The organism is Lacticaseibacillus hegangensis (assembly GCF_003946465.1).
Lineage (GTDB): Bacteria > Bacillota > Bacilli > Lactobacillales > Lactobacillaceae > Lacticaseibacillus > Lacticaseibacillus hegangensis.
In genome coordinates, this window is the sequence record NZ_RHOL01000054.1 from 1 (window position 1) to 9,089 (window position 9,089).

At 51.8% G+C, this 9,089-nt stretch carries 6 protein-coding genes and 23 tRNA genes; all 29 read right to left on the reverse strand.

The window, feature by feature from the left end; genetic code table 11:
- Positions 1-318: 318 nt before the first annotated feature.
- Positions 319-780, reverse strand: a complete 462-nt coding sequence (locus tag EKM86_RS11860; RefSeq protein ID WP_125758271.1) for a Fur family transcriptional regulator — start codon at positions 778-780, stop codon at positions 319-321.
- 109 nt (positions 781-889) lie between these two features.
- Complete coding sequence (locus tag EKM86_RS11865; protein WP_125758273.1) at positions 890-3,007, reverse strand: LTA synthase family protein; 2,118 nt, start codon at positions 3,005-3,007, stop codon at positions 890-892.
- A 172-nt stretch (positions 3,008-3,179) separates the two neighbouring features.
- On the reverse strand, positions 3,180-3,422 hold the full coding sequence (locus EKM86_RS11870; RefSeq protein WP_125758275.1) for a YkuJ family protein: 243 nt from the start codon (positions 3,420-3,422) through the stop codon (positions 3,180-3,182).
- A gap of 68 nt (positions 3,423-3,490) precedes the next feature.
- Entirely contained in the window at positions 3,491-4,528 is a 1,038-nt protein-coding gene (locus EKM86_RS11875; protein WP_125758277.1) for a lysylphosphatidylglycerol synthase transmembrane domain-containing protein, read from the reverse strand.
- Entirely contained in the window at positions 4,525-5,559 is a 1,035-nt protein-coding gene (locus EKM86_RS11880; RefSeq protein ID WP_125758279.1) for a glycosyltransferase family 4 protein, read from the reverse strand. The genes EKM86_RS11875 and EKM86_RS11880 overlap by 4 nt, the downstream gene beginning before the upstream one ends.
- A 2-nt stretch (positions 5,560-5,561) precedes the next feature.
- Positions 5,562-6,755, reverse strand: a complete 1,194-nt coding sequence (locus EKM86_RS11885; RefSeq protein ID WP_125758281.1) for a glycosyltransferase family 4 protein — start codon at positions 6,753-6,755, stop codon at positions 5,562-5,564.
- A gap of 181 nt (positions 6,756-6,936) precedes the next feature.
- Positions 6,937-7,020: transfer RNA gene (locus EKM86_RS11890), tRNA-Leu, on the reverse strand.
- 30 nt (positions 7,021-7,050) lie between these two features.
- A tRNA-Cys gene (locus EKM86_RS11895) sits at positions 7,051-7,122 on the reverse strand.
- 18 nt (positions 7,123-7,140) lie between these two features.
- Positions 7,141-7,212: transfer RNA gene (locus EKM86_RS11900), tRNA-Gln, on the reverse strand.
- Positions 7,213-7,218: 6 nt separating this feature from the next.
- Positions 7,219-7,291: transfer RNA gene (locus EKM86_RS11905), tRNA-His, on the reverse strand.
- A 14-nt stretch (positions 7,292-7,305) separates the two neighbouring features.
- Positions 7,306-7,376, reverse strand: a tRNA-Trp gene (locus tag EKM86_RS11910).
- Between the two features lie 8 nt (positions 7,377-7,384).
- A tRNA-Tyr gene (locus tag EKM86_RS11915) sits at positions 7,385-7,465 on the reverse strand.
- Between the two features lie 5 nt (positions 7,466-7,470).
- A tRNA-Phe gene (locus EKM86_RS11920) sits at positions 7,471-7,543 on the reverse strand.
- Between the two features lie 5 nt (positions 7,544-7,548).
- Positions 7,549-7,622: transfer RNA gene (locus tag EKM86_RS11925), tRNA-Asp, on the reverse strand.
- An 18-nt stretch (positions 7,623-7,640) separates the two neighbouring features.
- A tRNA-Met gene (locus EKM86_RS11930) sits at positions 7,641-7,714 on the reverse strand.
- An 11-nt stretch (positions 7,715-7,725) separates the two neighbouring features.
- Positions 7,726-7,813, reverse strand: a tRNA-Ser gene (locus EKM86_RS11935).
- Between the two features lie 9 nt (positions 7,814-7,822).
- Positions 7,823-7,894, reverse strand: a tRNA-Glu gene (locus EKM86_RS11940).
- A gap of 5 nt (positions 7,895-7,899) precedes the next feature.
- Positions 7,900-7,987 (reverse strand) — tRNA-Ser (locus tag EKM86_RS11945).
- Between the two features lie 35 nt (positions 7,988-8,022).
- Positions 8,023-8,096, reverse strand: a tRNA-Ile gene (locus EKM86_RS11950).
- 12 nt (positions 8,097-8,108) lie between these two features.
- Positions 8,109-8,179 (reverse strand) — tRNA-Gly (locus EKM86_RS11955).
- A 13-nt stretch (positions 8,180-8,192) separates the two neighbouring features.
- Positions 8,193-8,265 (reverse strand) — tRNA-Phe (locus EKM86_RS11960).
- A 5-nt stretch (positions 8,266-8,270) separates the two neighbouring features.
- A tRNA-Asp gene (locus EKM86_RS11965) sits at positions 8,271-8,344 on the reverse strand.
- A 2-nt stretch (positions 8,345-8,346) separates the two neighbouring features.
- Positions 8,347-8,420, reverse strand: a tRNA-Met gene (locus tag EKM86_RS11970).
- A gap of 44 nt (positions 8,421-8,464) precedes the next feature.
- Positions 8,465-8,538, reverse strand: a tRNA-Ile gene (locus EKM86_RS11975).
- A gap of 7 nt (positions 8,539-8,545) precedes the next feature.
- Positions 8,546-8,619, reverse strand: a tRNA-Met gene (locus EKM86_RS11980).
- A gap of 32 nt (positions 8,620-8,651) precedes the next feature.
- Positions 8,652-8,725: transfer RNA gene (locus tag EKM86_RS11985), tRNA-Pro, on the reverse strand.
- A gap of 4 nt (positions 8,726-8,729) precedes the next feature.
- A tRNA-Arg gene (locus EKM86_RS11990) sits at positions 8,730-8,803 on the reverse strand.
- A 28-nt stretch (positions 8,804-8,831) separates the two neighbouring features.
- Positions 8,832-8,903, reverse strand: a tRNA-Gly gene (locus tag EKM86_RS11995).
- 28 nt (positions 8,904-8,931) lie between these two features.
- Positions 8,932-9,004: transfer RNA gene (locus EKM86_RS12000), tRNA-Val, on the reverse strand.
- Positions 9,005-9,089 lie beyond the last annotated feature (85 nt).

Below are 9,089 nucleotides of genomic sequence, written 5' to 3' on the forward strand. Positions count from 1 at the left end.
ATTAATTCTTTTCAACTTTCATTGAAAAGCCCTATCACATTTACGAAACTTTGTTCAGTTTTCAAAGGACTACCTTGTCCAAAAGACAACCTTAACAGTATATCTATCGAACATACCGTTGTCAACATGGCTTTGACTAAATATTCATTAGTTGAATAAACAGTCGTGCGATTCCAATCAGCCTGCTTTTGACAACAACAAGTATCTTACCAGCTATGAAGCGGTCTCGTCAACCATTAATCAGCCAATGACGAGACAAAAAAATAAACCCGAACGGAGAATAAAGATTCATCTTTCCCGTTCGGATTTATTCATTATCTAACCGTTTTTTGCCTTAGCTGTGGTCTTACCCAGCTTGATCTGGCATTCTGGGCACAAGCCATAAACCTCAAGATGATGGCCATCAACGAGAAAGCCCGTCTTGGCTGCAGCCACCGCTTCCACATCTGTCAACTTATCATAACTGAAATCGACAATTTTACCGCAGTTGCGACAAATTACGTGGTAATGGGGCACCAGGGCGAAATCAAAATGAGTCGCGATGTCGCCAACGTTCATCTCTTCAATCAGCCCAAGATCCGCAAGCAGTATAAGATTATTGTAGACCGTCGCCACACTCATGTGCGGAAACTGCGGCGAAAGCGCCGCGTAAATCTTCTCGGCCGTCGGGTGCGCCTCGCTAGCAATCAAATACTTAATGATTGCATCACGCTGTGGCGTCACCCGAATTTTATTGGCCTTAAGCTGGGCAATCGTTTGGTGATACACAGTTTCTTCCATATTTTTTCACCTACATTAGAATGATTCTTCAGCTGCGATTAGCATACTCCAAAACTCGTGACTCTGCAAACAAGACCTCCGAGTTACTCGGAGGTCTTGTGAGTCACCGCTATTTGGAAGCAGAGCTGCTGCTAGCACTGCTACTACTACTGCTACCACTACCATTGTTCGCAAGCTCTGGCGCATCGGTGACATAGTCGGCGTCATACGACTTGCCCCCGTTTTTAGCCAGTGCACTCGTGCCTGCCTGCTGGGCTTTTTTGAGGCTGGCCTGCGCCTTTTTCAAGTTATAATTGTACTTCGTCTTGTCAACCTTCTTGAACCCGGAAGGCGTGTAGAATCTGAGCAGATCGCCATTCAGGACACGATCAGACAACGACAGTTCTGTCGTGACTTTGTTAGTCGCCGTGTCGATGACCTGCTTCTGGCTGCGTGACAGATTCTTCAATTCTTTGCCACTGCCGGTGCTGTAGTAACTGCTGCCCACCTTGGTGATCGTCGGCGTGACCCAGTCGCCATTTCGGAATGCCACAGTCTGATCATGCTGAGCAGAAAGCAAATCAGTCCCAAACATCACGTTGTTCGCCGTATCGACACCAAGCAAATGAAGCAGGGTCGGCAGAAAATCGATTTCACCACCATAAGTGTGGTTGATCCCGCCTTGAAGACCATCCATGTGAATCATAAACGGAACGCGTTGGTACATCGCATTGTTGTAATCGTTAAAGTCCTTGATTCCGGTCAGCTTGGCCATGGCCTTTTTATGATTATCAGAAATGCCGTAATGGTCGCCGTAGAAAACAACCATGCTCGATTTATCCAGCCCGCTCTTTTGCAGCCAGGCCATGAACTCGCCAATCGACTGATCCAGATAGTGCGCCGTCTGCACGTAGCCATCAACCGTTTTATCACCGGTATCCGTCTTGCTGATGGTTTGATTCTTCTTATCCAGCGTGTACGGGTAATGGTTCGTCACCGTAATCAGCTTCGCGTAAAAAGGCTGCGGCAGCTGCTCCACATAACTGGCAGCGTCTTTCAAGAACAGCTTGTCCTTCATGCCGTAGCCAACCTCGCCATCCTTGACCTTCGGGAAGTACTGCTTGGAAAAGAAGTAATCGTAACCCCAGGACTTATAGGTATTATCGCGATTCCAGAAACTTGGAACATCCCCGTGCGCCGCCGCCGTCGTGTAACCCTGCTGATCCAAGATCGCCGGCGCCGCCTGAAACGTGTTCGAGGTGCCATCCGTGCTCATCGCCGAACCTTCAGGCAAACCAAACAAGGAATTTTCCAGCATCATTTCGGCATCGGCGGTTTTGCCTTGGCCGACCTGGTTAAAGAAGTTGTCAAAACTCAGGGTGTTGTTCTCATGGTAAATCTTATTCAGGTTGGGGGTGACCTCCTGACCATCCCACTTGTAATCAATCAGAAACTGCTGGAACGATTCCAAGTGAATGATGAAGACGTTCTTCCCCTTGGCCTTACCGTAGTAACTAACATTTTTGGATACCTGGTGATTTTTGACGTAGGCTAAGACGGAATCGAGGTCTGACGCCTTGGCATTCGCCTTTTCCGCAGACGTCTGGGCGGTTTTCACGCCATCGACGACGGTGTAGGCATTCAGCCCCAGGTACTTGACGATGTAATTATTATCAAACGTGCGGGTCAACAGCCCTGACCGGTCGGAATCCGCCATTGACAGGTTTGCGCCAATCATAAACAGCGCCATGATGGTCACACCGAGGGCAAACCGCTTCTTGATCGGCCGGAGGTCGATTCGGATCAGGTGCGTGGCCAGCAGCACGATCAGCACGACGAGGTCAAGGAAGACCAGCCAGTCCGTTGGCTGCAAAATGCCTAACACACCTTTGCTGAGATTGTTGGACACTGAGCCGGAATCCTTGATCAACGCAAACGTCAGAAAGTCCGAGAACTCGCGGTAATATAAGACATTGGCAAACAGCCACAGCGAGGTCAGAAAGTCGATGATCAGCATCGTAATATACGATTTACGGCCACTCAAATAAAACGCCAAGCCAAACAGCAAGATAGTGGTCGGCAGTGGATTCAACGCCAACAGCAGGTGCTGCATCTGACCCTTGACGCCCAGGTTAAATTTGGTGTTGTATGCCCAATAGGTCTTCGCCCAGAACAGTGCAATGGCCAAGACAGAAAAACCTAAACGGGTATTAAAAAATCCGCGAATTTTACCGCCGATCGACTTCATACAGTTCCTCCAGATAGTTAATGATAAACACGTACATGAACACAATGGTAAGTCTACACAATCGGCAAACCAATGACAATTCAAGCGACCCCGCGCACCTTGGATTTAACGCCATCTTAATGACATTAAATCCAGAGCATACAAAAAGCCGGGCAAGCCCGGCTCAAATCGGCTAGTCCTCGGAATCATCCAGCAGATCGTAAATCTCGATGGCTGCCAGGTCGATGTCGTCAAACTCAAACTTCTGATGCGTTGCCATTTCTTCAAGCGAGTAAGTCTCAGTGGCTGGGTCGAAGGTAACTTCCCCTTTTTCGACGCCCTCTTTTTCAAAGCGGCGCGACTGCACTGAACCGTCCTCGGATTCCTGCATGGCTTCTAAGCGTTTAATAATCGCTACTAATTGTGAGCTTTTCATACGCGGCCCCTTTCTATTCTGTCATAGCGTACCATAAAATTCCGCATTATGGGGACCCAAATCCCGCGTCATCGCATTTTTTTCGTTTTCGCGGGCTGAGCCATCCGGTCCGGCGTGACTGCCAAGGCCACACCCCCAAGCAGCATCCCGAGGTAATACGTCAGCAGCCGCCAAAGCAGCATCGCCAGCACCAGCTGTGCCTGGCCAGGCACGAACGTCGAAAACAGGGTCTTGAAACTGTACTCCGCGCCGCCAGTGCCGCCAGGGATTGGAAACAGCGACACGATCATGACAATCATCACGTGCATGACCATCACTTCGACGAGGCTGACATGCGCAATGCCAAAGCTTCGCAACACAAAATACGGCACCGAATAGTAAAGCAGCAGCTGAATAAAAGTCAGAACGGACGCCTTGAGGACTTTTTGCTTAGCCTGCTTCAGATGCAGGCTCTCCGCATAAAAGGTGTCGATTTTTTCGTCCATTTTCGCCTGCAGCCGTGCCTGACGTTCATCAGAGATGAACCACCCTGCAATGTGGACAAACCAGGCGACCAGTTTTTTGGTGAAGCGGTAATAGTACATCACCAGCAGCAGCCCGATGATCACAGTCACATGGATGACAAACCCGAAGACGATGAGCAAAGACAGCGCGCCAAAGCGGCTGGCCACCTGATTGAAGCCAACAATCAGAGTAAAGACAAAATTGATCAGCACCATGAACTGGTACACGATAAATTTCATCAACAGCACTGAGCTGGCCCGACCGCCTTCCACCCCCGCTTGCATCAAGGCGACAAGCTGAGCCGGCTGGCCGCCGGACGCAAACGGCGTGATGTTGTTGAACAGTTGCTCGACCAGCGGCACGCGAAACGCGGACTTAAAACTCAGCCGCTCACCGTCATGCTCAACAAACATTCGCACGACGAAACTTTCGACGACCCAGGAGCCAACCATCACCAGCAGGCCGCCCAGCAGCCACCACAGGTTCATCGTCGCAAGACTGTGGATCACAGCACGCAGGTCGACCGTCCGCATCTCGAAGGCAAAAATGCCGACGCCAAACAGGACCATGACCAGTGCCGCGATTTTATTCCCGCGGCTCATCTGCGCTGTGCTCCGATTTTAGCCTGGGCCAGGTAAAAGTCGTGCCAGACCCGCGCCAAGCGGTCCTCGGAATAAGTCGCCGCCGCCTGCTCGGCCTTTTCAGTGTACTCGCCGCGAAGCGTGGCGTCACTTTTCAGTGCCTGCAACCCAGCGCTCATCGCCGCCTGGTCCTTGGCCATCATCGCGTATGGCCTAATAATCTCATCATACAACGCCAAATCGCGCACCATGACAGGCGTACCGGTCGAAAACGCCTCGAGCACCGACATCGGAAACAACTCATCAAACGACGGGAGCAAGAAGACATCCGCGATATTGTAGTAGTCGACCATCTCATCACGCGGCACAATACCAGTGAAGTTCAGATTGGCTGGCGCGTTTTCGACTTCGCCCTTGAGGTGGTCATAGCCGTTGGTGATCATGCCAAACGAGAAGCCGCCAGCCCAGATGAACTGCATCTGCGGGTTGCGCTTCGCCAGGCCAATGAAATCATCGACGCCTTTGCGGTCCTGGACCTGGCCGGCACCGAACACCACGAAGGCGTCCTGCGCGACCCCGTGCTTTTTGCGAAGCATCGCCTTTTGCTCGGCGGTCGCCGGATAGAACGTCTCCCGGGAGACAAAGTTGGGAATGAACGTCACCTTGTGTGGGTCAATGCCGTACGCCGCAAGCTTAGGGATAAAGTTCGGGTTGACGACAACTAGCCGGTCCATTCGCTTGTAGAAGGCAATCGTGTACTTGTCCAGCGTCCACCGAGCCACCCCAGGCAGGCGCAGACTTTGATCCAAGGTGTCTGGCAGAAAGTGCACGTAGCCGATTTTCTGGCCGCGCCGCTTACTGAAGGTGGAAGCAAAAAAGGCCGGGTCGATCGTGTGGTAATGACTGACCAGGCTTGGAGAATATTTATTGATGCTGATTTTAAACTCGGTAGGAAAATACTTGCGCAATAGGGCAATCAATTCCGTGTACACGGCGCCGACGCCTTGGCCCGCGACCTTATCCGCTGAGGAGAACATATGAATATCGAGCATGTTTATCCTTTCATCGATGGTTCGTCAAGCCGCTCCGCTTCCTCGGCCATCTCTTCGTCAAACCGCTCCTGCGCCTGTGCGTAGACTTTAAGTACTCGGTCGCCGAACAAGTCCGCGGAAATTGCCCGCAGTTTTGCCTCCCGCGGTGCCGGATCATCAAAGGCGTGAGGATGTTCAAGATAGTTGACCAGCTGATGAACCATTTCCCCTTGGGTAGTAAAAGTCGTGCCAATAGCCGGATCATCAAGCAGACTATTGGTGTAAGTGGCTGCCAGCGCCACCACCTTGCGCTCCGCCGCCAGGGCTTCGATGTAAGTCAGGCCCTGCGACTCGGAATCGCTGGCAGAAACGAAAATATCAGCCGCCCGGTAGTAGTCGGGCACATCCGCATGATCGATCTGCCCGATGAACCGCACATGTTGACCCAAGCCCAGGTTTTGCGCTTGGTGCTCAAGGTCTTCCCGTGCTGGCCCATCACCGACAACCAGCAGCACCGCGTTTGGCACCTCTGCCAGAACACTTGGCATCGCGGCAATCACTTTGTCGATGCGTTTTTCATACGCCACTCGGGACAACGACAGCAAAACGGGCACGTCGCTGAGGCCCAGGGATTCGCGAAGGTGCGGATTCTTGGCGGCCTTGAACTGCGTCAGGTCGACGCCCGTTGGGATGACCGTCATTGGGGTTTTGATGCCATAGCCCAAAAGTGACTGCTTGGCGCGCGTCGACGGCGTGATCACCTGGGTCACATGGTAGAGGTAAGCCCGCATGAACTGCTTCACGTGATACGGTCGCAGGAGATGCCCATTCATCACGTAATGCAGGTAGTCCTCATACATGGTGTGGTACGTGTGCACCGTTGGCACCTTGAGCTGGCGCGCCACAAACTTCCCGATATAGCCCATAGAGAACTCAGTTTGCGTGTGGACCAAGTCCAGCTGCAACTCTTTGGCCACAGAATAGGCATGGAACAGCCCCCGGACTGCAACTCGGCGGTCCGTAAAGGACACAAAGGGGACGCTAGCAAAGCGAAACACATTGGGCTCCACCGCATCGTCAGACACATGAGGATCCGTCGTGGTGAAAATGTAGACGGAATGCCCCTTCCGCTCCAGATCATCTTTCAGCGTTTTGATTGACGTCGCAACACCGCTCACTTGAGGAAAATAGGTATCAGTGAAAATCCCGATGTTCATCTTTACGCCTCCCAACGCCTTGTTTATTTACAGTATACGACACTAATGCCCGCGAGCAATTTTCAGGCCTTCATAACGTTAAGTTTAACAGAAACCTTACTGAAACCATCCACCTATGGACTGAAATTTACATAACAAGTTTGTCATCTGGTAAAAAAAAAGACCCCTGCAAGGGTCTGTCTACCGCTGATCGGGGTCGAACCGATACTCCATTGCTGGAACCAGATTTTGAGTCTGGCGCGTCTGCCAATTCCGCCACAGCGGCATATTAGAATTTCTCTTGGCTTGTCCAAGAAGGCGGTGATCGGATTCGAACCGACGCATATAGGTTTTGCAGACCTTTGCCTTACCACTTGGCTACACCGCCAGGAGTTGCTCTTCGCAATTGGGATAGCTGGATTCGAACCAGCGCATGACGGAGTCAAAGTCCGTTGCCTTACCACTTGGCTATATCCCAATCAAGGGCGGATTGTGGGAATCGAACCCACGTATGCTGGATCCACAAACCAGTGTGTTAACCACTTCACCAAATCCGCCATAATAAGAAAAGCAGGGATAGTAGGAATTGAACCCACACTGACGGTTTTGGAGACCGTAGTTCTACCTTTAAACTATATCCCTATAAAAAATGGAGGATCTAGGATTCGAACCTAGGAACCCGAAGGAACGGATTTACAGTCCGTCGCGTTTAGCCTCTTCGCTAATCCTCCATAAATGGCGCGGGACGGAATCGAACCGCCGACACATGCAGCTTCAATGCATTGCTCTACCGACTGAGCTACCGAGCCATTAACGGTTCCAACGAGACTCGAACTCGTGATCTCCTGCGTGACAGGCAGGCGTCCTAACCAACTAGACCATGGAACCAACAATATTCAATTGTAATTGCGGGAGCTGGATTTGAACCAACGACCTCCGGGTTATGAGCCCGACGAGCTACCAGACTGCTCTATCCCGCGATAATGTTAAAAGGAGAATGAGGGATTCGAACCCTCGCGTGGTTTGACCCACCTAACGGTTTTCAAGACCGTCCCCTTCAGCCACTTGGGTAATTCTCCATAACCCCATGACCCGTACGGGATTTGAACCCATGTTACCGCCGTGAAAGGGCGGTGTCTTAACCACTTGACCAACGGGCCATCAACGGAGAAGGAGGGATTTGAACCCTCGCACGGTATGACCCGTCTACACCCTTAGCAGGGGCGCCTCTTCAGCCACTTGAGTACTTCTCCATTTTACTATTCAATTTATGCAGCTTTTGCCGCAATGGGCCTAAATGGACTTGAACCATCGACCTCACGCTTATCAGGCGTGCGCTCTAACCAGCTGAGCTATAGGCCCAAAAATCGATCCAGCGGGTGACGAGAATCGAACTCGCGACAACAGCTTGGAAGGCTGTGGTTTTACCACTAAACTACACCCGCGTGTCAGCGGAGATGGCGCGGGACAGAATCGAACTGCCGACACATGGAGCTTCAATCCATTGCTCTACCAACTGAGCTACCGAGCCGACACCGGTTCCAACGAGACTCGAACTCGTGATCTCCTGCGTGACAGGCAGGCGTCCTAACCAACTAGACCATGGAACCAATTGCGGGAGCTGGATTTGAACCAACGACCTCCGGGTTATGAGCCCGACGAGCTACCAGACTGCTCTATCCCGCGATAACGTTAATATTAAACTTTTTCGGTCCTCACTGCAAAGGCGATGGACCTTGTAGGACTCGAACCTACGACCGAGCGGTTATGAGCCGCCTGCTCTAACCAACTGAGCTAAAGGTCCAAGTCGATCGCGGCGGGGGGGATCGAACCCTCGACCTCCCGGGTATGAACCGGACGCTCTAGCCAGCTGAGCTACACCGCGAAAATGCTACTAGGACGATGACCTTCGCCCTATCGGGAAAACAGGATTCGAACCTGCGACCCCCTGGTCCCAAACCAGGTGCTCTACCAAGCTGAGCTATTTCCCGAGGATGCACCCAGTAGGAGTCGAACCTACAACCTTCTGATTCGTAGTCAGACACTCTATCCAGTTGCGCTATGGGTGCATTATTCAATTTTGCTGCCTAAGGCAACAGCGGAAGACGGGATTCGAACCCGCGACCTCCACCATGGCAAGGTGGCGTTCTACCACTGAACTACTTCCGCAAAAAACTGGGCTGGATCAAAGATCCAATGGAGGATACAGGGCTCGAACCTGTGACCCTCTGCTTGTAAGGCAGACGCTCTCCCAACTGAGCTAATCCTCCATCATATAAAGCGCGGCAGCTTCCTACCCTCGCAGGCAGTCACCCACCAACTACTCTCGGCGTAGAGAAGCTTAACTTCTGTGTT

What these genes read in the sequence shown, in the direction of transcription:
- EKM86_RS11860 (WP_125758271.1), bottom strand. Translation starts at nt 780, where the DNA reads ATGGAAGAAACTGTGTATCACCAAACGATTGCCCAGCTTAAGGCCAAT.
- EKM86_RS11865 (WP_125758273.1), bottom strand. Translation starts at nt 3,007, where the DNA reads ATGAAGTCGATCGGCGGTAAAATTCGCGGATTTTTTAATACCCGTTTA.
- EKM86_RS11870 (WP_125758275.1), bottom strand. Translation starts at nt 3,422, where the DNA reads ATGAAAAGCTCACAATTAGTAGCGATTATTAAACGCTTAGAAGCCATG.
- EKM86_RS11875 (WP_125758277.1), bottom strand. Translation starts at nt 4,528, where the DNA reads ATGAGCCGCGGGAATAAAATCGCGGCACTGGTCATGGTCCTGTTTGGC.
- EKM86_RS11880 (WP_125758279.1), bottom strand. Translation starts at nt 5,559, where the DNA reads ATGCTCGATATTCATATGTTCTCCTCAGCGGATAAGGTCGCGGGCCAA.
- EKM86_RS11885 (WP_125758281.1), bottom strand. Translation starts at nt 6,755, where the DNA reads ATGAACATCGGGATTTTCACTGATACCTATTTTCCTCAAGTGAGCGGT.